Below are 23,640 nucleotides of genomic sequence, written 5' to 3'. Positions count from 1 at the left end.
TTCATTTAACCGCCGATTTAGCGGAGAAAAATATGAGCGAAAAAGCAGCACTCATCGAGGAAAAGAAACAACTGATCGACCAGATGCTGGACCTGCAGCGTCAGTTCATCGATTACGAGCACGCCAACGGTATCACCGGCAAGGACTACTGGGCATCCAGCGAAGGCCTGCTGTCTGACTACCGGCAGAAGTACATGGACATGGCCAACCGTGTGGTTGACCTGGCCCACGAGATCGTCGGCTCCAAGCGCGTCGATTGATTCTGCCGTCAGGCACTCAGAGGCCTGGCAGATTCAGAATCCCCCTAAAAAGCCCCGCCTGCGGGGCTTTTTTTATGGGTATCAATCCAACGGCATCACTTCTCCCAGAAGGGTTTGCCTGGGGGCCTGACCAGGCGCAGGCCGGTGAAGGCAAAGTTCCAGTGGGGCAGGGCGCGCTGGCGCAGGCCGGTGCGGCGCAACAGGGGTTGACTGTGCAGACAGCCGCCGCGCAGGGCGCGGTGCCGGTTTGTGAAATCGGCGCTGGCGTACTGGCTGCTGTCCGGCCGCTGGTAGCCCGCGTAGGGCTTGAATAGATTCTTGCACCATTCCCAGACCCGGCCATCGGGGCGGATGGCCTGGGTGCGCACCGCCGTCTCCCACTGAAACTCGTGCGGCAGCACCGCGCCCTGGCTCGGGCCTTGCTGAAGCGCGGCCCAGGCGGCAAAGGCCTTAGCCTCGTGATGACAGATGCCCTGTACCGGTTCATCGGCGATCAGGTCCGCCGGGCCGTTCAGGCCCAGGCCATACCAATGGCCCTGCCCATCCCGACGCCAGTGCAGGGGTGCGCCTCGGGCCTCTTCCCTGAGCCAGGCCTTGGCCCCGCCCCAGAGTTCTGGCCGCTGATAACCGCCATCCTCGATGAAGCCCAGGTATTCGGCATTGTTCACCGGCCGCTGGGCGATGGCGTAGGCGCTGAGCTGGATGATCTGCTGGGGCAGTTCGTTGTCGTAGGCCCAGGGGTCATCAGCACGGCCGCCCAGGCGGTAGGCCCCCTGGTTGACCTCGGCAAAATCCATCTCTGGCAGGCTGGGTTCCAGTACCTGTGCCACCCGGTAGCCTGGATCCTGCTGACCTAGCCGATGCAGCAGTTGCAGGGAGAGCATACGCTCGTAGTCCTTGGCGTGTTCCTGCAGGATGAAGTAGAGGATGGCATCGCCATCCAGCAGGGGGTGGCTGGGCAGCAGGCCGGGATTGGCCAGCAGTTGCAGGTGTTGATCCTGGATCTGTGCCGCCCAGTTGAGCAGGTGCTCCTTGGGCGGCAGCTGGGCGCACTGTTCGGCCAGGGGCAGGGCGGCGGGACGGAACAGGTGCTCGACACGGCGGGACAGGTCGGCATCCTGCTGTACCACCTCACGCAGCCAGTACAGTTCGCGATAGACGGATTGGCCCAGCAGCTGGGCCAGGGAGCCCAGCTCGGGGTGGATCTGCTGGCCAAACTGGCCCTCGGGGCTGGTCTCCGCCAGCTGCATCATCAGACCCTGCAGGGCGGCCAGCTGGCCCAGAAGTTGGTGATCGGTCATGGCGCTAATTGGTCGTGAAAGGGCCAGACTCTACCACAGCCAGGCCAACCGACCTTGATCGAAGGCAAAGCCCTATGGGACGGGAACCCTCAGCTGAGCTGAGCGAAGCGAAGTATTCTGTCCTCTGTCTTCTGTTTTCTGATTCAGACGCAACCCGTGGGCTTGGGCAGGGCACCCCATTTGCAGATCAGCTTCATCGGCCCCTTCTTGAAGATGTCGTAGAGGTGCTTGCTGTCCACGCCCACCTGTTTGGAGAACTTGCGGATCGGCGGCACCACGCCGTTCTCCTCATACATGGCACGGGCGCTCTTGATCAGCTCCAGCATCTCATCGTTGAATTCATAGCCATCCTGCTGCGCCAGGTAGGCGGCCACCTCCTCGCTCCAATCGTCACGGTTACGCAAAAAGCCTTCGCCATCCAGATCAAGATTCATGTTGGGTTCCTCTCAATAGTTGATTAAAAAGATCAGGTATTGCCAGTGTATGGCCCGGCATGATCTAAATCAAGGGCCAAACGCCATATTTTTCGCCTAAGCGAAACGGACAAGGCCTTCCAAATCTCTGTTCTCAGTCCTCAGTCCTCTGAATCAGCCCCTTGCCAGGAACTCATCCACGGCGGCGCTCAGGCCGATATCGCCCCGGAGTACCGCGTCCAGGTAGGCGCGTTTCCACAGGGGCATGAGCAGATCGGCCCGCTTCCACTCGGCGAATATCACCCGTGCCAGTGGGCCGCCCTCTGGCAGAAAGCCGGAGTCGTAATAATCCCGCTCGGCCTGTTCCCGGTCGTATGCCAGACGGCGGATCTGCGCCTGCCAGCGCCCCCGGCTGAAGGTCAGGCGGGCGTAGCTGGCGCGCACATCGCCATCAAAGGGCGAGCCCACCGAGCCGATGTTCAGGATCGGCGTATTGCCGTAGCGCCGCTGGTGTACCTTGTGGGTGTGGGCGGTGACCAGCAGATCGACCCCCTCGGGCACCCGGCCGACCATGTCCGCATCGGCAATGCGGGCGGAGATACCCACCCGGTTGCCGATCATGCTGCCGTGGGTGATGTGGACCCACTGATCACTGTCCGGCCCGTGCAGGGTCAGGTGATCCGGCCAGTGGCGCATGCGCTCCGCCTCATCCCCCAGTTGCGCCAGGGTCCATTCGGCAAAGCGGCGCATCTCCCCCTCCAGTGCGTTTTCCGCCGGGGCCTGGCAGTCCAGCACGTATTCCTCGTGATTTCCCTTCAGGGGCAGCCAGTTGTGGCAGGCGCGGTAGTGCTCGAACAACAGCAGGCAATCCCGGCTGAGCGGGCCACGGTTGACCAGATCGCCATTGAGCACGGTCAGGTCCGGCCGCCAGGCAAGGATGTCCTCGATCACCGCCTGCAGGGCGGGCAGATTGCCCTGAACATCGGAAAAGACAGCAATTTTCATCGATAAACCTCTAACGCCACGCCCAGGGCACAGTATAACCCGATGCCAGCCCCCGCTTCGACGTAGGGCTTTCTTCCAAAAACCACTTGAAATTAAAAAGTTATAAGATAAACTTAATGTTGTTACTTAAAATACAGATGGCCCTCAAGCCCATCCAGCCCCCTGAGCCTCCGCCAGAGGGCGCTTTGCCGGGGCCTGAGCCGACATACAACCCTATGGGAGTCATACCATGACCAGAGCGCGACTGATCCTGCCCCTGCTGTTGCTGGCCCTGCTAAGCGGCTGCGGGGTGAATGAATTCTTTGCCAGCCACGGCACCAACGGCCTCAGATCAGACCAGAAGATGAGCCTGAACGCCGCATTGCAAAAGGTGCGCAGCCTGGAGCGACGCAGGGACTGGAAGGGGGCCGAGGGGGTCTATCGCAGCGCCCTCAACCAGCACGGCGGGAATAAAAAGCTCAAGCGTCGCTATCTGAATTTCAAGGCCCGGCGGCAGGATTATCTGGCGCGCATGGAGGTCAACCGGCTGATTCGTCAGGCCAACGCCCTCAAGCGCAAGCATTACCGGCGCAAGGCGAAGGACCCCAGCTACAACGGCGAGCACTGGCGTGAGGCGATACAGATATCCAAGCGTCTGGCGGACAAGGGCCTGAAGGCGATGCAGGCCGGCCGCAGCAATCTGGCCGAACGGGCCCTCGAGATGTCGGTACGGGTACACTCCAACCGCACCACCCGCAGCGCCCAGCAGCGCTTCATGGAGTTCAAGGAGCGGCAGGAGTTCGCCGAACTGGTACGCAAAGGGCGCAAGATGGCAGACATCTCCAGCGAGCGCTAAGCCTGCTACTGCGGCCTGGTATTGACCTGAATTGGGCAGCAAAGCCCCGTCCCCCTTTGGAGAGAGACCGCCGCAGCCCTGGCCCCCCTTTGCAAAAGGGGGATTGAGGGGGATTGCCCCCCCTGCCCCCTTTGTTAAGGGGGGATTGGTCGCAGAAATCCCCCCTGGCCCCCCTTTGTTAAGGGGGGGGGATTGGTCGAAGAAATCCCCCCTGGCCCCCCTTTGTTAAGGGGGGAAATTTGAGTCTCTCGTCTTTTCCTGTCAAAGGCGTTTCATGCTGATGAAGCGGTTGTCCTGGTCCAGCAGCATCTCGAACCGACCCTGAATACCTCCCTCGCTAACAAAGGGGCGTAGATGCCGGGCGGGGAACTGGATGCGGCGCAGGTCTTCGGCAAGCACAGAGACCATCACAGCGCCACCCTGGTAATAGCGCAGAAAGTCACTGCCACTGATGGACAGAGAGAAGCGGATGGGTTGCTGAGTACGACGAGGGTTCATGGCTGAATCCCAGTTAGCGGCCTTTTGGTCAGGCCGACATTGCTGGGGGCTAATTGCGGTTCCTGTTGATTCCCAAGTTCAGTGGCAGGCGCTGAGGTGCTGGATGAAGGCCTCGAAGGCCTGTTGGGCACCCTGGATGGCGTCTGGGTATTGACTCGGATCGAGGCTGGCGAGCAGGGGCGGCCAGTAGTCCGGCCAGCCTCGGCGGCCGCCGTTGCCGAAGAAGTCGCGGGGCAGATCGGGCAGGTCCTGCTCCAGGCGCTGGGCAATGGCAAAGGCGCCCATGCGCGAGCCCTCCAGCACATAGAGGCCGCCAATTTGCTGGGCCGGGTTGTGCAGCTTCAGCAATGGCCCTTGGTAGGGCCGGGGTTGGCCGTGCAGACGCGCCAGATCCTGCGCCAGCAGCCGGATGCGGGGGCTGTAGCCTGGGCCGGACTGGCCTTGGAACAGAGGCTCGACCTGCCGCTCCAGCTCGGCGGTGGGGCCATGCAGGGCGGCCAGGGCGGCGCTGTACTGCTCGGCGCGGATGCCGGGCTGGATCAGTGGCCGCAGCAGGGGGTGGCGGTCGAGCTGTTGGTGTTGTTCACGGGTGGCTGCGCGCAGTAGTTCGGCCAGGGGGGGTTGATTGGTCATCGCAGCAGTGCCTCACGCAGTTTCAGGGCCATCAGGCGTGCCTCGTTGTCCCATTCCCGGCAGTATCCCATGCGTTTTTCCACCCACTTTTCAAAGGAACGGCGCGGGGATATGCCCAGCTGGCCATCGTGGAATTCCTCTGGCTTGTCCGGCCGCCCGCCCCAGGCGACCTCGTGGATGAACTGCTTGCGCGTCAGGTACAGGCGCAGCGGCGCGCCCCCGGATCGGGGCACGGCAATGGCCAGCACCCCGGCCACCTCGGACAGGGGAAAGCCGGGGATGGCGCGGCTCAGGCTCTGTTCCAGATAGACGTATTCCTTGGGATGGTCCAGGTACCAGTGGTCGAAGGCGTGCAGGGCCTCGGGCTCGAACCCCTCGCCGCTGTGATAGACCTCATCCTGCACGCAGAGCATGGCCCCATCGGTGCGGAACTGCTCGATCAGCCAGGGGGCCAGTTCCTCCCAGGCGCTGCGGATATCTCCATGGCGCATGAGGATATCCCGTGGCTCCTGCAGGCGGCGGGTGAGGCTGTCCACCAGCATCATGCGATTTTTTGACTGAAAGGCCCCCAGCGCCAGGGCATGGGCGCGCACCCGAGCGGCGCAGTGTTCCAGCAGGGGCAGGGAGAGCTGGCGCGGCTGACGGTGGTGGGCGGCGATCAGGCCGCTGAGGCCGTTGCCCACCACCAGGGGAAAGGAGAGCGAGGCGCGCACCCCCATGTTGCTCAGGTAGGTGGCGTGCATGGGCGAGACGCTGCGCAGGTCGGACCAGCTCAGATCCAGCGGGGCCTGATCCCGGCTCAACAGGGGCGTGGATTCGGCCCGGGCATCGGGGATCTGCCGCCAGGGATTCTTCAGATACAGGTTACGGGCGATCATGGGGATATCGCTGGCAGGGAAGCGCAGCCCCAGATAGCTGCCATAGGCCTCCGGCAGGTGTGATTCGGCCAGCACCTCGCCATCGCCATCGGCGCGGAAGGCGTAATAGAGCACCCGCTGGCAGCCGCTCAGCTGCATGATGCGCTCGGTGATGTTCTGTCGCGCCTGGGCCAGCCCCGGGCGGTCCTCCGGTGGCGGCTCCAGGGGCACCTGGGCGGCGCTGGGCACGCCGGCGGGGGCCAGCTGACGGGCCGTCAGTTCGAGGATCACCTGACCCTCGCCGCCACGCCAGGCGATGGCGTCCAGGCCCTGGTCTAGGCCGGGCGGGTTGATCTCGCCGCCGTTGCGGCTGCCTGCGGTCATTCCCAGCGCATCCAACGGCGCGGCGAGATAGTCTGGCAGCGGCTGGCCCAGCAGTTGCTCTGCCTGCAGGGGCAGAAACTCCCCCAGATTGGCGGAGACATGACTGACCTGGCCCTGCCCGTCCAGGGCGATCAGACAGCCGTGGGGCTGGATGGCACCGGACAGGTGCAATTGTTCGTGCTCACAGGCCTGGACAAAGGCACTACTCATTTTGCTGGCCTCCAATCGGTGATCTTTTCTTCAAAATCGGCGCTCTCCAGCGGGCGGCTGAAGTAATAGCCCTGCACCATATCGCAGCCCTGGCCGATCAGCCAGGTCAACTGCGTCTCCGTCTCCACACCCTCGGCCACCAGGGCCAGCTCCAGGGCCTTGGCGAAGCTGATGATGGTCTTGGCGATGGCCTCGTCCTCTTTGTCTTCGCCCAGGCCATCGACAAAGCTCTTGTCGATCTTGAGTTCACGGATGGGCAGGCGTTTGAGGTAGCTGAGGGAGGAATAGCCGGTGCCAAAGTCGTCGATGGAGAAGCGCAGGCCGGCCTCGGCGAGCAGGTCGAAATTGTCCTTCACCGTTTCGTTGAAGTCGAGCAGGGCGTTCTCGGTGATCTCCAGGCGCAGCTGGCGGGCCTCGATCTTGCGCGCCTGCATCTTGTCCAGCAGGTTTTGCGCAAAGCCCAGCTCACGGATCGAGTGGGGCGATACATTCAGCGCCAGCGGCGGCACCTGCAGGCCGATATCGCGCCACAGATTGATCTGATCGAACAGCAGGTTCTCCACCTGCCCGGCGATCTCCAGGATCAGGCCGCTGTTTTCCGCCAAGGGGATGAACTCGGCAGGCGACACATGGCCCAGGTCCGGGTCGTGCCAGCGCAGCAGGGCCTCGGCCCCGACCAGGGGAAAGTCCTTGTCGGTGCCGTATTTGGGCTGAAAGACCAGGCGCAGGCGACCTTCTTTCACCGCCAGGCGCAGGGCGCTCTCCATGGCGGCGCGCTTGAGCAGGCGCACATGGAAGTCCTCGCGGAAGAACACCACCCGGTTGCGGCCCAGCTCTTTGGCCCGATACATGGCGGCATCGGCGGCCTTGAGCAGGCCCGCCGAGTCCCTGCCGTCTTCCGGATAGAAGGCCACGCCGATGCTGGCGGAGACGAACAAACGGTGCTGGTGGATATTGAATGAGGCCGCCAGTTCATCGACGATACGCCCGGCCACCTGGCTGGCGCTCTCCTCGTCGCAGTCGGTGAGGATGGCGGTGAACTCATCGCCCCCCAGACGGGCGGCGGTATCCACGTCGCGCACCGTCTCGCGCAGCCGCTCCGCCGCCTGCTTGAGCAGTTCGTCGCCAACGTCGTGTCCCAGGGTGTCGTTGATGGTCTTGAAGTTGTCCAGGTCGATGAACAACAGGGCCAGGCGCTGCTTGGTGCGTCGCGCCTGGGCCAGGGCCTGGCGCAGGCGGTCCTGAAACAGGCTGCGGTTGGGCATGCCGGTGAGGGTGTCGTGGGTGGAGAGATACTCGGCCTTTCGCTGGGCGTTCTTGATGCTGCTGATATCGGAGAACACCGCCACATAGTGCTCCAGCTGGCCGTGGGCGTCCTCCACCCGGTTGATGGTAAGCCATTCGGGATAGACCTCGCCGTTCTTGCGTTTGTTCCAGATCTCTCCCTGCCAGTTACCGGTTTCCTCCAGCTTGCTCCAGAGCACGCGGTAGAACTCCTCGGAATGACGACCGGACTTGAGCAGATTGGTGTTCTGGCCTATGGCCTCGTCCAGGCTATAACCGGTGATGCGCGAGAAGGCCTGGTTGACGGTCTGGATGTGGCCCTTGGCATCGGTCACCAGGATCGCCTCGCCGGTCTGGTCGAACACCCGTGCGGTGATGCGCATCTGCTCCTCGGCCAGCTTCTTCAGGCTGATATCCTCCGCCTCCATGATGAAACCACTGGGCTGGCCCTTGGCATCCAGCATCAGTTGATGGCTGCTGCGCAGGTGACGGCGATGCTTGCCCTGGGTGAACTGGTGCTCGCCCTGGGTCATGCGGCCCTCGCGCAGGGCGGCCAGGTCCAGGGCCCAGAGGTCGGCGGCCAGGGCCTGGGGCAGCAAGGCGAAATCGGTCTTGCTCAGATAGCCCTCCTTGGGCAGGTCGAAGAACTCCAGAAAGCGCCGGTTGGCAAACACATAGGCACCGCTGATGTCCTTCATGGCGAAGATCACCGTGGTCTTCTCCATGAGGACGCTCAGCTTGGCCTGACTCTCGGCCAGGCGGTCCTGGGCGCGGGCGATCTCGGACACATCCACCAGGGTCACCACCAGGTTGACCACGCTGCCGGTCTTGTCCAGCCCCGGCACCACGCTCAGGTGATGGATGCGGCCATCCAGCTGCACCGATTGAGTGAGGCGGTCGCCATGGGCCAGCACCCCCTCCAGCACGGTCTCCAGATCGGCCAGCCTGGCGGGCAGCCTGAGGCTGGAGGCGGCCTTGTGCAGGGCGGTGGGGCGCAGGTCGAAGCGGCGCTCGGCGGGGGCGTTGAAGCGGATCAGGCGGCAGGCGCGATCGAACACCAGGATGGGAAACTCCAGGGCATCGTAGAGGTGCGAGTATTCCTCATTGAGGCGGAACATCTCCGAGGTCTTGGCGTTGAGCTCGCCATTCAGGGTGACCAGTTCCTGATTGGAGGCCTGAAGCTCTTCATTGGCCGCCTCCAGCTCCTCGTTGGTGGCCTGCAACTCCTCGTTGGAGGCCTGGGCCTCTTCGTTCAGGGCCTGCATCTCCTCGTTGGAGGTGGCCATCTCCTCGACCATGGTCTGCAGGTGTTCGCGGGTGGATTGCAGCTCGTGCTCCAGCTCCTGGCTGACCCCCACAGGCGGGGCATCGTCCTGGGCGGCTGCCTGCTTGGCCGGTTTCTCGCCGACGAAGACCACCAGGCTGAGGTTGGCACCGCCATCGCTGATCGGCTCGACGAACACCCGCACCCACTTGCGCGCCAGCTTGCGCGGCCGACCGCGCTGGGCCTTGCCCTGTTGTTGACGGCGGTGCAGCAGGGTCATCAGCTCGGCACGCAGGGGTTCCACCACCAGATCGGTCAGGGTCAGGCGCGAGGCGCCGGCGGGAAACTGCAAAAAACGCTCCACCTCGCCAACGCTGTGCTGGATATTGCCCTGGCCGTCACAGAGCACGGCGGTAGCGCCAAAATGCTGTACCAGGCTGTTGAGCAGCAGCTCCAGCTTGCTCTCCCGGCGCTGGGCCGGGGAGCGGGTGGGGGTACCCAGCAGCAGGGGCGGATGGCCCAGATCGCTGCTCTTGCGGAACAGTCGCTCGCGCCGATCCAGGGGGTTGAACAGGGATTCAGCGTGGGTGGTGCTCTCCGAGCGGCCGAGAAAGAGAAAGCCCTCCTTGACCAGGCCGAAGTGGAAGGTCTGCAACACCTTGGTCTGCAAGGGGGCATCGAAGTAGATCAGCACATTGCGGCAGGAGACCAGATCCAGGCGCAGAAAAGGCGGGTCGCTGACCAGGTTGTGACGGGCGAACACGATCAGATCGCGCAGGCGCTTGTCTGCCTCATGGTTGTTGTGCACCGGGAGGAAATAGCGCTCCAGCAGTTCCGGGGGCACCTCGCTCATGGCCGCCGCCGGATAGAGGCCACGGCGGCCCACATTCAGGGCATCCTCATCCACATCGGTGGCGAAGATCTGCAGGCGGTATTCCTTGAGCCGCTCACCCAGGGTCTCGGCGAATAGCATGGCGATGGAATAGGCCTCCTCGCCGCTGGCGCAGCCGGCCACCCAGCAGCGGATCTCGCTGCCCGGATTGTGCTGACTGCAGATGGTCTTCACCGCCAGCTTAAGGGCCTCGAAGGCCTCGCGGTCGCGGAAAAAGGCGGTCACCGAGATCAGTATGTCCCGCGCCAGCAGGTCCAGCTCTTGGGGGGTGGACTTGAGCCATTCCAGATAATCGGTCAGGTCGGCGTTGCCGGTCGCCACCCGACGGCGGTGGATGCGCCGCATCAGGGTGCCGATCTTGTAGCCGGAGAAATCGAATTTCAGCTTTTCCCGAAGCTGGTCCAGCAGGGGCGCGATCTGGTCGCTGTCGATGCTGGCCTCGACCTGCTGGGGGATGGCCAGCAGGTCTTGCAGCTTGGCCGGCATGGCCTCCGGCGGCAGGACATGGTCCGCCACTCCGGCCTCGATGGCGGACAGGGGCATGCCGTCGTACTTGGCCGTTTCCGGACTCTGCACCAGGGTAAAGCCGCCGGCCGCCTGGATCGAGCGCAGCCCGGCCACGCCATCGGAGCCGGTACCGGAGAGGACGATGCCGATGGCGCTCTCATTCTCCTCCGCCGCCAGGGAGATAAAGAACTGGTTGATCGAGGGCTTGGGCACTACCTCGGGCGGGGCGGTGACCAGGTGCAGGCGACCATCCCGCAGCAGGGCATTGAAATTGGAGGGTACAACATAGATCACCCCGGCCTCGGGGGCATCGCCCTGGCTGGCCTCGCGCACCTGCAAGCGGGTCTCGCGGCCGAGAATCTCGACCATCATGCTGCGGTGGCTGGGGGAGAGGTGCTGCAGGACGACGTAGGCGCAGGGGCTGTTGGGGTTGAGACCGGAGATCAACTGACTGATGGCCTCCAATCCCCCCGCCGAGGCACCAATGCCGACGATATAGAGGCTGTTGTCTGTCTTCATGGGCGGTTCCATGCGCTGGCTTGCTGGATGGTTCAGGCCAGCCCAGGGGTAGCATGGGAAAGCGGCAGCTTCGCCTACGCCCACCCCGAGCGGGCCAATCAGTGCGCTAGGATAAACCCTAAGCCCGTTCTCACCCAAAAAAATCAGGCATTTGACCCGGTTTTTTTCAGTAGAATTGAGTTGCTATCGGGATTTAGGATGCAGGTCTCTATCATTTTTTCTCGTTCCCACGCGCTGCGTGGGAATGCATCCGTTTCGCGCTGCGGAACCCAACCAGCGCAAACGCCCCATGGCCGCCAACGAACACCGATCACCGCGATCTCCCACCACCCTCGCTCTGCACCACAGCGAAAATCGCGGACGGATACCAATGCAACGCTCCGCAGCGCATGGGAAAGAGAGATTCTGGGAAGTCTTGCCATGGCTTGATGCCAGCGTGAGACACAATTTTAGTGTAAATGGTAAGGTGTCACCGTAATTCCCCTTGTAGAGGGCGTAGTCACCCTCTTCAAGGAACACTGGCTGACGCCTGTTGCCACGCTGAGGCCAACGTCGGGTTACGCTGCGCTAACCCGACCTACGGAGCTTCGCCGACGCCCTGCGTGGTGCGCTTGCGGCTTGAATCCGGCCTGTATCTCAGTCCTTGTCTGGCGTTGGCTTGCCGCGAGGCATAGGGCGGGCCGCGCCCGCCGCCAAGCCGCTTGCAATGGGGCTGCACCTTGCGAGGGCGCGGCGGCCACGGGCCGCCCTATGTGCTGTCAGGCGCAGGTAAAGGTCAATCTCTCCGATGGGCTGAGGTTTGTGGGTAATCGGGTTTGTCGTTCTTTGTCCGCAGCACGGAGTTTTGGCATTCCCACGCGGCGCGTGGGAATGAGGCCAATATTGATGTTAACTGGAGAGTTACAATGAAGAGGTTAATGATTGCTTTAGCCCTATGCGTCAGCGCCAATGTGAGCGCAGCTGTGTATAAATGCGAGGATAAATACGGTCGGGTGACCTTTAGTCAGGTGCCATGCGCTGTTGATGCTGAGAAGATAGAGGTGCGTGAAGTCTCCGCCATTAAGTCAGACCTGGATGTTCAGGCCATAAATCAGCGTGCGCAGGAGCGGGTTGAAGCGGCAGAGCAGGCACGGGCGGCACGGGCGAGGGCGGCCTTGGAGGAGCGCCGACATCAGGATAACATCAAGGCGCAGAAGGAGATTGCCGAGGCCCAACGGGAGCAGGCCAGGGCGTTAAGGGCCATTCCTCGCTGGTGATGGCGGCGGGAGCGACCCGCCCTATGTGATGCATTAGCAGGCCGCGTTGATAGGGCGGCCCATGGCCGCCGTGGGCCTGGCCAAGAACATCGGACCTGGCCAGGGTGCTTGAAAAGTTAGAAGGTTGAAGGTATGAGCCCAGCAGGCGTTGCTCGAGTCCCGCAGCCGCCAAGATAATGTTTCATGTTCCTGTGTGGTGCTGTCCGCTCCATGTCCGCTAGTTAGGAACCCCAGCAGATTTGGCCAAAAATCGGGCTTGCCGAAAATGGCCTAGGTAATTGATTTAATTGGTCGGAGTGAAAGGATTCGAACCTTCGACCCCTGCCTCCCGCAGGTGATTTATACCCCTTTTTGGAATTACAGTGACACCTTACCAGTTACACTAGTTCAAGCTGCTGATGCTCCTTCCTTGGAGACGGAGGACGACCGCGCTGGCCCGGTCGCAACGGGTGCCCCAGCTTCTTTTCAAGTTCCTCTAACGCTTGATCCTCCATCAGCGGACGGCCAATACGCTGCCCCTTCGTCAAAGCCGCTTCGCGTTCCGCATTCGGCGTCATATCCAGAAAATCACCCAGGTGTTCGACGCGATCGAGAAACGGCTTCACAACGACTAGGCCGTCATCCTCGCCCTTGAAATGGGCTGGTGTACTGGACCATAACCATTCCACCGCGCTGGCCACAAGCTCTGCCTTCACCGGATTCATGGCGACATAGCGAAACGCCGCCATCAGGTGCGATTCATCCATGGCAACAGATCCAAACCGTCCCTGAAACAGATGGCCGGTCACCCGTAGTCGTGCATTGATATAGGCCAACGTCGGGTTATGCTGCGCTAACCCGACCTAAAGTGGACCTCAGCATTATTTTTCTTTCGCAACAGGCAAAATATCTGCATACTGCATCGCAATTGCAACGCGCGGAGCACCTAGATGAAAACTGCCACAATTCCTTCTTTGCGGGTTGATCCGGACCTGCGTCGTTCCGCAGAAAGTGTCTTGCATGAAGGGGAAAGCCTGTCGGGCTTTGTCGAACAGGCGATTCGTCAGACCGTTGCCCATCGTCAGGCCGAGCAGGAATTCATCGCACGCGGGCTGATGGCTCGCAATCAGGCCAGGCAAACCGAGCGCTATGTCGAGGCTTCTGCCGTGGTAAATCGGCTCCAAGGGATGCTTGATAAGGCTAGGTCGAGCAAATCCCCGGCATGACGTATCGGGTTCGTTTTACTCATGAAGCCGAGGCAGACCTGGTCAGGCTGTATGAGTTCATTCTTGAGCGGGATGCTACGGATTGGGCTCTGGCCGAACGGGCGCTGGAGGCAATTCACGCGGGTATGGCCACTTTGGAGCAGATTCCTTTTACGTGCCGCAAGGCCCCGACCGATTCGCCGTTTCTGCGTGAGCTGATCATCCCGTTTGGCGCGGCAGGCTATGTCGCGCTTTTTGAAATTGACGATGCCGAGACGGTGACAGTGCTGGCGGTGCGCCATCAACGCGAGAGCGACTACCACTGATCGTTCTGCTCACCCGCTCCACCTGAGCGGGCCGGTAGCTGGGACATTAGGCGACACCCAGTGCGCCGGGCCCTGCAGCAACTCAGCCCGCCCCTAGCCGACCCCCAAGACCAACAAAAGGCCCTGCTGCAACGCCTGCTGCATGACTTCGCCGATCAATTCAGTCGGCTCATACTGCGCAATAGCTAAAGTGGACCTCAGATTACTGTGAAACTCACGGCACCGACTGGCTTGCCGTGCGGCATAGGGCGGGCCGCGCCCGCCGCCAAGCTGCTTGGAATGGGGTTGCCCCTTGCGCGGGCACGGCGGCCACGGGCCGCCCTATGTGCTGCCCTATATTCTGCCAGGTGAAGGTGATGGACACATCTTCCAATCCCACCCCATTCGGCTAGAATCACCCAACCCGGCCGCGCCGGTAATCAATCAGAACAAGGCAATCAGAACAAGGACCGCCCCATGCTCACCGGAGAACTGCGCAACCAAATCGACGCCATCTGGAACGCCTTCTGGTCCGGTGGCATCTCCAACCCGCTGGAAGTCATTGAGCAGATCACCTACCTGCTCTTCATTCGCCGCCTTGACGATGCCCACACCCTGGCAGAGAGCAAGGCCCTGCTGCTGAAGCAACCCCTGGCCAACCGCGTCTTCCCCGAAGCCAGAGACGACAAGGGCCGCCCCTTTGATGACCTGCGCTGGTCGCGCTTCAAGCACTTCGCCCCCGCTGAGATGTACAACGTGGTCGGCGAGCACGTCTTCCCCTTCCTGCGCACCCGGGGTGGCGATGGCACCACCTACAGCCACCACATGAAGGATGCCCGCTTCACCATCCCCAACCCGGCGCTGCTGGCCAAGGTGGTGGACATGCTCGACCAGGTGCCGATGGACGACCGCGACACCAAGGGCGACCTCTACGAATACATGCTCGGCAAGATCGCCAGCGCCGGCCAGAACGGCCAGTTCCGCACCCCGCGCCACATGATCCAGCTCATGGTGGAACTCGTCGCCCCCACACCCAAGGACAGCATCTGCGACCCCGCCTGCGGCACCGCCGGCTTTCTCGTCGCCGCCGGTGAGTACCTGCGCCAGCACCATCCCGACCTGTTCAACGACCCCCAGCTGCGCGAGCACTTCCACAGCGGCCTGTTCAACGGCTACGACTTCGACAACACCATGCTGCGCATCGGCAGCATGAACATGGCCCTGCACGGCGTTGACAACCCCGACATCCGCTACAAGGACTCCCTGGCCCAGAACCACGCCAGCGATGCCGAAGCCTACTCCATCATCCTCGCCAATCCCCCCTTCGCCGGCTCGCTGGACTACGAGAACACCGCCAAGGACCTGCTCGCCATCGTCAAGACCAAGAAGACCGAGCTGCTGTTCCTCGCCCTCTTCCTGCGCCTGCTCAAACCCGGTGGACGGGCGGCGGTCATCGTCCCCGACGGCGTGTTGTTCGGCTCATCCAACGCCCACAAGGCCCTGCGCCAGATGCTGGTGGAAGAGCAGAAGCTGGATGCCGTCATCTCCCTGCCGTCCGGCTGCTTCAAGCCCTATGCCGGAGTCTCCACCGCGATACTACTGTTCACCAAAACCAACTCGGGCGGTACCGATCACGTCTGGTTCTACGACATGCAGGCCGATGGCTGGAGCCTGGATGACAAACGCCAACCCCTGCTGCCGCCCGAAAAGCTGGGCGCCAACCCCCAGCAGGCCCTGACCGACGCCGACCACGCCAAGAACAACCTGCCCGACCTGCTCGCCCGCTGGCCCGAGCGCGACAGCAACGAACGCCAGCGCGAACGCACCGAGCAGAGCTTCTGCGTGCCCAAGGCCGAGATCGCCGCCCAGGGCTACGACCTATCCATCAACCGCTACAAGGAAGTGGTGCATGAAGCCGTGGAGTACCCGCCACCCAAGGAGATACTGGCCAAGCTGGCGGCACTGGAGGAGGAGATACAGGCGGGAATGAAGGAGTTGGAGGGGTTGCTGAAGTGACTACCAAGCAAGTGAAGCTCGGCGATCTTGTAAGTGCAGCGAGGGTGGAACGAGCTGGGAATCTAGACTTGCCGATATTATCCATGACACGGTCCGGCGGGCTTGTTCCACAGGACAGTGTTTTCAAGAAACAAATAGCCAGCCGTGATTTGAGCAAATACAGGGTTGTCCGCCCCAATCAGTTGGTTGTTGGAATCCACATCGATGAAGGTGCACTTGGAGTCTCCGGTGACGACCAAGCTGGAGTGGTGAGTCCCGCCTATACTCTCTGGGATTTGTTAGATACTAATTCACTGCACCCGGATTACCTACATAGATACATAAGATCACCAAAGGCAATAAGTTACTTCATAGCAAATTACCGACAAACTGCTGAACGACGTGGGAAAATTCCACGCGATAAATTTCTGGACCTTGACGTTCCCCTCCCACCCCTCCCCGAACAACGCCGCATCGCCGCCATCCTCGACCAAGCCGATGCCCTCCGTGCCAAGCGCCGGGAAGCTCTGGCCCAACTCGACAGCCTCACGCAGTCGATATTTATTGAGATGTTTGGGGACCCGGTGACGAATCCGAAGCGGTGGGAAGTCAAGACCCTTGGTGAGGTGACTAATTTTTCTCAAGGCGTCCAAATTGGCCTCGAATACCACAAAGAATACCCGGCAGATGGTTTTAGTAGATTCCTAAGGATTTCAGATTATACCAAAGCCGATTCTGAACCACGTTTTGTACCAACACCGCATACTAAGTATTATGCCACGTCCGACGACGTCATCATGATCAGGTATGGTGAGGCCGGTAGAGTGGTTCGTGGTTTTGATGGTTACATTGCAAACAATCTTTTCAAGATCAGTCCATCAGGAAACAATCTCGACAATACCTTTCTTTTCACTCTCCTTGGATTGCCTAAGGTAAATGATCTCTTAAGATCAGGGTCAGCAACTACCTCTATGCCTCAAGTAAACCATAAAGTAGTCGGACAATTGAGCATTCCTATTCCACCAATTGACCTCCAAAAAAGCTTTACCGCTATCATCGAATCTGTTGAGAAGCAAAAAGTAAAACTCAGCACCCAGTTAGATGAACTAGGTACTTTTTTCGCCTCCCTCCAACACCGCGCCTTCCGAGGCGAGCTATAAGTGAACCCCTTCGCCCCCCGCTTCACCATCACCCACTCAATGACCGCCGCGCTGGCGGCCATCGAGCGGGCGCGGGGCTTTCTGGAGGCGGCGACGCTTTCCGAGGCCTGGCTGCTGCGTATGAGTCAGCAGGCCTTGCTGCGGGAGGCGCACCACAGCACGCACATTGAAGGCACGCAGTTGACGCTGGCGCAGGCCGAGCGGCTCTGGTCTGGCGAGGTGGTGGCCGAGGCGCGCGCCGACGACACCCGCGAGCTGTTGAACTACCGCGATGCCTTTCATCTGGTGGCGGATTATCTGGACAGCGGCGACCCGATTACCGAGGGCCTGATTCGGGAAATTCACAAATGCCTGGTGCAAGGCGTGCGCGGCGGCGATGCGCAGCCCGGTGCGTATCGGGTGATTCAAAATTATGTGGCCAACAGCCTGACGCGGGAGGTCATCTATACCCCGCCACCGCCGGAGCAGGTGCCCATGCTGATGTGGGAACTGGTGGAGTGGCTGCGACTGGATACGCCGGTACATCCGGTGTTGGTGGCGGGCATTGCGCAATTTCAGTTGGTACACATCCACCCCTTTGTGGACGGCAACGGGCGCACCTCCCGCCTGCTTTCCACGCTATGCCTTTACCGTGCCGGGTATGACTTCAAGCGGCTATTCACCCTGAGCGAGTATTACGACCGTGATCGCAGCCGTTTTTATGCGGCCTTGCAGGCGGTACGCGAGCAGGACATGGATTTAACCGGCTGGCTGGACTATTTTGTAACCGGCCTGGCGGCGCAACTGGAGGAGGTGAAGCTGCGCGGGGCGGCGGTGATTCGCGCTGATCTGCTGGGGCGTGAGGCCAAACTGTCACAGCGGCAGGCGGCGGTGTTGGCCGAAGTGCTGGCGGCAGGCCATGTGACTTTGGCGAAACTGGAACCGCTGTTTGCGACGGTAAGCCGGCGTTCGTTGCAGCGTGACCTGCACATTTTGCTGGAAAAGGGGCTGATTCGGGAGGTGGGTGGTACCACCACCGATCCGAACCGGGGCTATGCGGCACCATGACCCAAGCTATGACAAGCTGTGACATGGGGCTATGACAAGCTATGACATTGGACTATGGCGCTTCAGCTTGAAAGTTGCCGCTGAACCCTGACCGAGGAAACGATCATGCGCCCATCTGAAGCCCTGAAACGCCACCGCGACCGCATCCGCGAGATCGCCCTCAGCCACCGCATCACCAACCCGCGCGTGTTCGGCTCCGTGCTGCGTGGCGAAGATACTGAGGACAGCGACCTGGACATTTTGGTGGGGCCGACCCAGGAAACCACGCTGATGGATATAGGCGCCATACGCTTTGAACTGGAGGAGTTATTGGGGCTTGAAGTTGATGTCTTGACCCCTCGTGCCTTACCGGAAAGTTTTCGTTACCAGATCATCAAGGAGGCGGTGCCACTGTGAGTAAAGGCAATGTATTGCGCAATCTGCCCAGGTTGCATGAGGATGTTCAGCGCTTGCTTGATTCGCTAAGCCCGCCATGAGCAACTTCCAGTTCCTGCAGAAAGAGTGGCCGTCGCTGTTCATCGCGGCCCACAAGGCCGAGGGGCTGGTACACAGCGACCCCCGTGCTTCCTGCTTCTATGCCCGCTATGCGCTGGAGCAAGCAGTGCATTGGCTTTACAAGCACGACAAGGGCCTGCATCTGCCCTATCAGGACAACCTCAGCGCCCTGATCCACGAGCCGAGCTTCAAGCACAGCGTCGGCAATGCCCTGTTCACCAAGGCCAAGCTGATCAAGGAGCTGGGCAATCTGGCGGTGCACAGCAACAAGTCCATCGCCTTCACCGATTCCCTCAGCGCCAGCCGCGAGCTGTTTCACTTCTGCTTCTGGCTCGCCCGCACCTATACCCAGTCCGTCCCACCGGCACCGAACCTGAGCTTCAGCGCAGCCTTGATCCCCAAGGGTCTGCCCATTCCCTCCCAAACCCTGGCGCAGTTGCAGCAACTGGAAAAGGACCTACAGGCAAAGGACGAAAGGCTCTCCGCACTGCTGGCCGACAAGACCGCCCTGAGCGAGGAGCTGAAGAACCTGCGCGAGGAAGTGGCCGCTGCCAAACAGGCCAACGCTGCCCTGCCCGATACCCACGACTACTCCGAGGCCGAGACCCGCAAGGCGTTCATCGACCTACTGCTGAAAGAGGCCGGCTGGGCGCTGGACCCGGCCAGGAACTTCGAGGTGGAAGTCACCGGCATGCCGACTTCGACTTCGCTCAGCCACCGGGCTTCGGCTTCGCTCAGCCACCGGGCTTCGGCTTCGCTCAGCCACCGGGCTTCGGCTTCGCTCAGCCACCGGGCTTCGACTCCGCTCAGCCACCGCTCCCTGAGCGGAGCCGAAGGGAGCGGAACCGAACCAGGGCTTGCCCTGAGCGGAGCCGAACAAGGGCTTGCCCTGAGCGGAGCCGAAGGGAAGGGCTATGTGGACTATGTGCTCTGGGGCGATGACAGCAAACCCCTGGCATTGATCGAAGCCAAGCGCACCACCAAAGACCCCAACATTGGCCAGCAACAGGCCAAGCTCTATGCCGACTGTCTTGAGAAACAGTACGGCCAGCGCCCCATCATCTTCTATTCCAACGGCTACGAGCACTGGTTATGGGACGATGCCAGCTACCCACCCCGCGAGGTGCAGGGCTTCTACAAGCAGGCGGAACTGGAGCTGCTGATCCAACGCCGCAGCAGCCGCAAGCCGCAAGCCGCTGGCCGGCACCGTCATCAACGACAAGATCATTGAGCGCTACTACCAGACCCGCGCCGTGCGCCGGGTCAGCGAGACCTTTGAGCAGGACAACCAGCGTAAGTCCCTGCTGGTGATGGCCACCGGCGCAGGCAAGACCCGCACCGTCATCGCCCTGGCCGACGTGCTCATGCGCTGCAACTGGGCCAAGCGCATCCTGTTTCTGGCCGACCGTATCGCCCTGGTCAATCAGGCGGTCAACGCCTTCAAGACCCATCTGCCCGACGCCGCGCCGGTCAATCTGGTCACCGACAAGGCCACCGAGGGGCGGGTCTATGTCTCTACCTACCCGACCATGATGGGGTTGATCGACGGCTTCGACTTCGCTCAGCCACCGGGCTTCGGCTCCGCTCAGCCAACGTCGCGGCGCGGCCTGAGCGGAGTCGAAAGAGGGCGTGCCCTGAGCGGAGTCGAAGGGCAGCGCAAATTTGGCGTCGGCCACTTTGATCTCATCGTCATCGACGAGGCCCACCGCTCCGTCTACCAGAAATACCGCGCCATCTTCGACTACTTCGACTCCCTGCTGGTGGGCCTGACCGCCACCCCCAAGGACGAGATTGACCACAACACCTACGGCCTGTTTGATCTGGAGACCGGCGTGCCCACCGACGCCTATGGCTTGGATGAGGCCGTGGCCGACGGCCATCTGGTGCCGCCGGTGGCGATCTCCGTGCCCCTCAAGTTCCAGCGCGAAGGTATCAAGTATGACGATCTCTCCGACGAGGAGAAGGAGCAGTGGGACGCGCTGGAGTGGACCGAGGACGGCACCACCCCCACCGAGGTGGATGCCGCCGCCCTGAACAAATGGCTGTTCAATGAGGATACCGTCGATAAGGTGCTCCACACCCTGATGACCAAGGGCCAGACCGTAGCGGGCGGTGACCGGCTGGGCAAAACAATCATTTTTGCCAAGAACAACGACCACGCCGATTTCATCGCCGAGCGTTTCAACGTCAACTATCCCCACTACAAGGGCCACTTCGCCCGGGTGGTGACCTACAAGACCGAGTACGCCCAGAGCCTGATCGACGATTTCTCCGCCAAGGACAAGATGCCCCACATCGCCATCTCCGTGGATATGCTGGATACCGGCATCGACATGCCCGAGGTGGTCAATCTGGTGTTCTTCAAGATCGTCCGCTCCAAGACCAAGTTCTGGCAGATGGTCGGGCGCGGCACCCGCCTGTGCAAAGACCTGTTCGGCCCCGGCGAGGACAAGCAGAACTTCTACATCTTCGACTTCTGCCAAAACCTCGAATTCTTTAGCCAGAACCCCAACGCCAGCGACGGCTCGGCCAGCGAACCCCTCAGCACCCGGCTGTTCAAGGCACGGCTGGAGATCATCGCAGAGCTGGATCAAAAGCTGGCCAAGGGCACAGGGGTGAATGAGCCAATATCCAACCCCTACGGTGATCAACTCACCGAGGCCCAACTGCGCCAAGACACTGCCAGTCTGCTGCAACAACGGGTAGCGGCAATGAATCCGGATAACTTCGTCGTTCGCCCCCAGCGCCTCTACGTGGACCGCTACGCCAAGCCCGAGACCTGGCATAAGCTGGACCCCGAGGCCCATGACGCACTGGCCAACAAGGTGGCACCGCTGCCCTCCCAACTCAGCGACGATGATGAAGAGGCCAAACGCTTCGACTTGCTCCTGCTCCGCACCCAGTTGGCGGTACTCCTGGCGGGGACTGATTTCAGCAGCCTGAAAGCCAAGATTCAAACCATCGCCGGCAGTCTGGAAGAACTCGACAGCATCCCCGCAGTGAAGGCGGAGATGGTCCTGATCCAAGCGGTCATCACTGAGGAATGGTGGGAGGATGTCACCCTGCCCATGCTGGAAATTGTCCGCCGCCGCCTGCGCAGTCTCATCAAGCTGATCCCCAAGGGTCAGAAAAAGGTGGTCTATACCGACTTCAAGGACGAACTGGGCGAGATCGGCACCATCGAACTGCCCCAGGTGACCGCCGGCCTCAACATGGCCAAGTTCAAGGACAAGGCCCGCCAGTTCCTCAAGGCACACGAAACCCATCTGGCCCTGCAGCGCCTGCGCCGCAACCAACCCCTGACGGCAACCGACCTCGACGAACTGGAAAAGATGCTGCAACAGGCCGGTGGCACCACCGAACTCATCAGCAAGGCCAAAGAGACCAGCCACGGGCTGGGCCTGTTCATCCGCTCACTGGTAGGACTGGACCGCGAAGCAGCCGCCGACCTGTTCAGCGAGTTTGTCAAAGGCACCACCGCTACCGCCAGCCAGATCGAATTCATCGACCTCATCGTGCAGGAACTGACCCAGACCGGCGTGATGGAACCCAGTCGCTTATTCGAGTCGCCGTTTACCGACATCAATGCACAGGGGCCGATGGGCGTGTTCCCGCCGAATCAGGTGCAGCAGATTGTGAGTGTGTTGGAAGAGATAAAAAGTAGAGCAGTCGCCGCTTAGCTTCAGCTACCTCAGAACCAGGAGCTGGGTTCAAACGGGCACACTTTCCGTAACTTCTACCTGGAAGGGTGTTGGTTCTGGCGGCAGATTGATTCTAAGCGTCTGATTTAATTGGTGGGCGGTACTGGGATTGAACCAGTGACCCCTGCCGTGTGAAGGCAGTGCTCTCCCGCTGAGCTAACCGCCCGGTTGACCGGGTTTATCGGGGCAGGTCGCTGGACCCGCTGAGGTAGATGTCCACCGCTTGGGCGCATTGGCGACCTTCGCGGATGGCCCAGACGACCAGGGATTGGCCTCTGCGCATGTCGCCGGCAGCGAAGACGCCAGCAAGCGACGTATGGTAGGCCTTTGCGCCTTCGGTGTCACCTTTTACGTTGCCTCTGGGGTCCAGTTCCACCCCCAGGTTTTTCAGCATGCCCTCGTGTACCGGGTGGACGAAGCCCATGGCCAGGGTCACCAGTTGGCAGGGGATGTCGAACTCGGAGCCGGCTATCTCGCTCATCTGCCATTGGCCCTGATCGTCCTTGTTCCATTCCACCTTGACGCAGCGGGCGGCCTTGACCTGGCCTTGGCCGTCGTCGATGAATTCCTTGGTGAGGATCTGCCAGAGGCGCTCGCAGCCCTCTTCCTGGGAGCTGGAGGTGCGCATTTTGTTCGGCCAGTCGGGCCAGGTGAGGGCCTTGTCTTCCTTCTCTGGCGGGCGCGGCAGGATCTCGATCTGGGTGACGGACTTGGCCCCCTGGCGGTTGGAGGTGCCGATGCAGTCGGAGCCGGTGTCGCCGCCGCCGATGACCAGTACGTCTTTGTCTTTGGCCGAGATCAGGCCCGCCTCGGCACCAGGTACGCCCTGCGCCAGGCGCGAATTGGCGCGCAGGAAGTCCATGGCGAAGTGTACCCCGGCCAGTTCGCGGCCGGGCACCGGCAGGTCGCGCGGCTGCTCGGAGCCGCCAGCCAGCACTAGGGCGTCGAATTGCTGGCGCAGCTGCTCCACCGCAACGTCTTTGCCGACCTTGACGTTGGTGCGGAAGCTGACCCCCTCGGCGCGCATCTGCGCCACGCGCCGGTCGATGAGCTTTTTGTTCAGCTTGAAGTCGGGAATACCGAAGCGCAGCAGGCCGCCGATACGCTCCTGGCGCTCGAATACGGTGACCTGATGACCGGCGCGGGCCAGTTGTTGGGCGCAGGCCAGGCCGGCCGGGCCGGAGCCGACCACGGCGACGCTCTGGCCGCTGTGTTGCTGGGCAATCTGCGGTTGAATCCAGCCCTGCTCCCAGGCCTTGTCAACGATGGCGCATTCGATGCTTTTGATGGTCACCGGCTGGTCCACCAGGTTCAGGGTGCAGGACTCCTGACAGGGGGCCGGGCAGATACGACCGGTGAACTCGGGGAAGTTATTGGTGGAATGCAACACCTTGCTGGCCTCTTGCCAGCGGCCGCGATAGACCAGGTCATTCCAGTCGGGAATGATGTTGTTCACCGGACAGCCCTGATGGCAGAAGGGGATGCCGCAGTCCATGCAGCGTGCGCCCTGCAATTGCATCTGCTCATCGGACAGGGGGATGACGAATTCCTCGTAGTGGCTGAGGCGGTCGGCGACCGGGGCGTAGCTGCGCTCCAGCCGTGGATATTCCATGAAACCGGTTGGCTTACCCATGA

At 61.5% G+C, this 23,640-nt stretch carries 18 protein-coding genes, 1 tRNA gene and 1 pseudogene; 10 read left to right on the top strand and 10 right to left on the bottom strand.

Annotation, left to right across the window (positions count from 1 at the left end; all coding sequences use genetic code 11):
* The first annotated feature begins 32 nt into the window (after positions 1 to 32).
* On the top strand, positions 33 to 260 hold the full coding sequence (locus tag D5125_06715; protein QFY89196.1) for a hypothetical protein: 228 nt from the start codon (positions 33 to 35) through the stop codon (positions 258 to 260).
* Between the two features lie 95 nt (positions 261 to 355).
* On the opposite strand, the gene D5125_06710 is transcribed toward D5125_06715, so the two are convergent.
* The 3 genes from D5125_06710 to D5125_06700 form a co-directional block, all read right to left on the bottom strand.
* Positions 356 to 1,561 (bottom strand): SUMF1/EgtB/PvdO family nonheme iron enzyme, encoded by a 1,206-nt coding sequence (locus tag D5125_06710; GenBank protein ID QFY89195.1) that lies wholly within the window; start codon positions 1,559 to 1,561, stop codon positions 356 to 358.
* A gap of 143 nt (positions 1,562 to 1,704) precedes the next feature.
* Complete coding sequence (locus D5125_06705; protein QFY89194.1) at positions 1,705 to 1,995, bottom strand: TusE/DsrC/DsvC family sulfur relay protein; 291 nt, start codon at positions 1,993 to 1,995, stop codon at positions 1,705 to 1,707.
* Between the two features lie 153 nt (positions 1,996 to 2,148).
* A complete protein-coding gene (locus D5125_06700; GenBank protein ID QFY89193.1) occupies positions 2,149 to 2,979 on the bottom strand; it encodes a metallophosphoesterase in 831 nt (276 codons plus the stop codon).
* A gap of 229 nt (positions 2,980 to 3,208) precedes the next feature.
* Between D5125_06700 and D5125_06695 the strand changes: the two genes are divergently transcribed.
* Complete coding sequence (locus D5125_06695; GenBank protein QFY89192.1) at positions 3,209 to 3,814, top strand: hypothetical protein; 606 nt, start codon at positions 3,209 to 3,211, stop codon at positions 3,812 to 3,814.
* A gap of 261 nt (positions 3,815 to 4,075) precedes the next feature.
* On the opposite strand, the gene D5125_06690 is transcribed toward D5125_06695, so the two are convergent.
* The 4 genes from D5125_06690 to D5125_06675 all read right to left on the bottom strand — a co-directional run bounded on the left by D5125_06690 (position 4,076) and on the right by D5125_06675 (position 10,862).
* Positions 4,076 to 4,312 (bottom strand): DUF2835 domain-containing protein, encoded by a 237-nt coding sequence (locus D5125_06690; protein ID QFY89191.1) that lies wholly within the window; start codon positions 4,310 to 4,312, stop codon positions 4,076 to 4,078.
* A 78-nt stretch (positions 4,313 to 4,390) separates the two neighbouring features.
* Positions 4,391 to 4,945 (bottom strand): biliverdin-producing heme oxygenase, encoded by a 555-nt coding sequence (locus D5125_06685; protein ID QFY89190.1) that lies wholly within the window; start codon positions 4,943 to 4,945, stop codon positions 4,391 to 4,393.
* On the bottom strand, positions 4,942 to 6,396 hold the full coding sequence (locus D5125_06680; protein ID QFY89189.2) for a GAF domain-containing protein: 1,455 nt from the start codon (positions 6,394 to 6,396) through the stop codon (positions 4,942 to 4,944). Before D5125_06680 ends, D5125_06685 begins: the two co-directional genes overlap by 4 nt.
* A complete protein-coding gene (locus tag D5125_06675; protein QFY89188.2) occupies positions 6,393 to 10,862 on the bottom strand; it encodes an EAL domain-containing protein in 4,470 nt (1,489 codons plus the stop codon). The genes D5125_06680 and D5125_06675 overlap by 4 nt, the downstream gene beginning before the upstream one ends.
* 905 nt (positions 10,863 to 11,767) lie before the next feature.
* Between D5125_06675 and D5125_06670 the strand changes: the two genes are divergently transcribed.
* On the top strand, positions 11,768 to 12,118 hold the full coding sequence (locus D5125_06670) for a DUF4124 domain-containing protein (GenBank protein QFY89187.1): 351 nt from the start codon (positions 11,768 to 11,770) through the stop codon (positions 12,116 to 12,118).
* Between the two features lie 377 nt (positions 12,119 to 12,495).
* Here D5125_06670 and D5125_06665 read toward each other — a convergent pair whose 3' ends face one another.
* Positions 12,496 to 12,933 (bottom strand): transposase, encoded by a 438-nt coding sequence (locus D5125_06665; protein QPB72220.1) that lies wholly within the window; start codon positions 12,931 to 12,933, stop codon positions 12,496 to 12,498.
* Positions 12,934 to 13,047: 114 nt separating this feature from the next.
* Here D5125_06665 and D5125_06660 point away from each other — a divergent pair, with 114 nt between their 5' ends.
* The 7 genes and pseudogenes from D5125_06660 (at position 13,048) to D5125_06630 (ending at position 21,984) form a co-directional block, all read left to right on the top strand.
* On the top strand, positions 13,048 to 13,323 hold the full coding sequence (locus tag D5125_06660) for a prevent-host-death protein (protein QFY89186.1): 276 nt from the start codon (positions 13,048 to 13,050) through the stop codon (positions 13,321 to 13,323).
* On the top strand, positions 13,320 to 13,628 hold the full coding sequence (locus D5125_06655) for a type II toxin-antitoxin system RelE/ParE family toxin (GenBank protein ID QFY89185.1): 309 nt from the start codon (positions 13,320 to 13,322) through the stop codon (positions 13,626 to 13,628). Before D5125_06660 ends, D5125_06655 begins: the two co-directional genes overlap by 4 nt.
* Positions 13,629 to 14,084: 456 nt before the next feature.
* Entirely contained in the window at positions 14,085 to 15,623 is a 1,539-nt protein-coding gene (locus tag D5125_06650) for an SAM-dependent DNA methyltransferase (protein QFY89184.1), read from the top strand.
* On the top strand, positions 15,620 to 16,762 hold the full coding sequence (locus tag D5125_06645; protein QFY89183.1) for a restriction endonuclease subunit S: 1,143 nt from the start codon (positions 15,620 to 15,622) through the stop codon (positions 16,760 to 16,762). Before D5125_06650 ends, D5125_06645 begins: the two co-directional genes overlap by 4 nt.
* A 39-nt stretch (positions 16,763 to 16,801) precedes the next feature.
* Positions 16,802 to 17,809 carry a Fic family protein gene (locus tag D5125_06640; GenBank protein ID QFY91076.1) on the top strand — a complete coding sequence of 336 codons (1,008 nt, stop codon included), beginning with the start codon at positions 16,802 to 16,804 and terminating at the stop codon, positions 17,807 to 17,809.
* A gap of 105 nt (positions 17,810 to 17,914) precedes the next feature.
* Positions 17,915 to 18,205 carry a nucleotidyltransferase domain-containing protein gene (locus tag D5125_06635; GenBank protein ID QFY89182.1) on the top strand — a complete coding sequence of 97 codons (291 nt, stop codon included), beginning with the start codon at positions 17,915 to 17,917 and terminating at the stop codon, positions 18,203 to 18,205.
* 76 nt (positions 18,206 to 18,281) lie between these two features.
* Positions 18,282 to 21,984, top strand: a pseudogene (locus D5125_06630) (DEAD/DEAH box helicase family protein).
* A 112-nt stretch (positions 21,985 to 22,096) separates the two neighbouring features.
* Here the strand turns inward: D5125_06630 and D5125_06625 are convergent.
* Positions 22,097 to 22,171 (bottom strand) — tRNA-Val (locus D5125_06625).
* 12 nt (positions 22,172 to 22,183) lie between these two features.
* Entirely contained in the window at positions 22,184 to 23,638 is a 1,455-nt protein-coding gene (locus D5125_06620; protein ID QFY89181.1) for a glutamate synthase subunit beta, read from the bottom strand.
* Positions 23,639 to 23,640: the final 2 nt, after the last annotated feature.

Source organism: gamma proteobacterium SS-5 (assembly GCA_009497875.2).
Classification (GTDB): Bacteria; Pseudomonadota; Gammaproteobacteria; order Chromatiales; family Chromatiaceae; genus Magnetovirga; species Magnetovirga frankeli.
Note: the sequence above shows the minus strand (reverse complement) of the source record. Positions and strands in the feature narration are given on the sequence as shown.

Bases quoted from the DNA above. Each gene is read 5' to 3' on its own strand.
- D5125_06680 (QFY89189.2), bottom strand. From the start codon at position 6,396: ATGAGTAGTGCCTTTGTCCAGGCCTGTGAGCACGAACAATTGCACCTG.
- D5125_06640 (QFY91076.1), top strand. From the start codon at position 16,802: ATGACCGCCGCGCTGGCGGCCATCGAGCGGGCGCGGGGCTTTCTGGAG.
- D5125_06660 (QFY89186.1), top strand. From the start codon at position 13,048: ATGAAAACTGCCACAATTCCTTCTTTGCGGGTTGATCCGGACCTGCGT.
- D5125_06655 (QFY89185.1), top strand. From the start codon at position 13,320: ATGACGTATCGGGTTCGTTTTACTCATGAAGCCGAGGCAGACCTGGTC.
- D5125_06675 (QFY89188.2), bottom strand. From the start codon at position 10,862: ATGAAGACAGACAACAGCCTCTATATCGTCGGCATTGGTGCCTCGGCG.
- D5125_06690 (QFY89191.1), bottom strand. From the start codon at position 4,312: ATGAACCCTCGTCGTACTCAGCAACCCATCCGCTTCTCTCTGTCCATC.
- D5125_06685 (QFY89190.1), bottom strand. From the start codon at position 4,945: ATGACCAATCAACCCCCCCTGGCCGAACTACTGCGCGCAGCCACCCGT.
- D5125_06700 (QFY89193.1), bottom strand. From the start codon at position 2,979: ATGAAAATTGCTGTCTTTTCCGATGTTCAGGGCAATCTGCCCGCCCTG.
- D5125_06710 (QFY89195.1), bottom strand. From the start codon at position 1,561: ATGACCGATCACCAACTTCTGGGCCAGCTGGCCGCCCTGCAGGGTCTG.
- D5125_06650 (QFY89184.1), top strand. From the start codon at position 14,085: ATGCTCACCGGAGAACTGCGCAACCAAATCGACGCCATCTGGAACGCC.
- D5125_06620 (QFY89181.1), bottom strand. From the start codon at position 23,638: ATGGGTAAGCCAACCGGTTTCATGGAATATCCACGGCTGGAGCGCAGC.
- D5125_06715 (QFY89196.1), top strand. From the start codon at position 33: ATGAGCGAAAAAGCAGCACTCATCGAGGAAAAGAAACAACTGATCGAC.
- D5125_06705 (QFY89194.1), bottom strand. From the start codon at position 1,995: ATGAATCTTGATCTGGATGGCGAAGGCTTTTTGCGTAACCGTGACGAT.
- D5125_06695 (QFY89192.1), top strand. From the start codon at position 3,209: ATGACCAGAGCGCGACTGATCCTGCCCCTGCTGTTGCTGGCCCTGCTA.
- D5125_06635 (QFY89182.1), top strand. From the start codon at position 17,915: ATGCGCCCATCTGAAGCCCTGAAACGCCACCGCGACCGCATCCGCGAG.
- D5125_06670 (QFY89187.1), top strand. From the start codon at position 11,768: ATGAAGAGGTTAATGATTGCTTTAGCCCTATGCGTCAGCGCCAATGTG.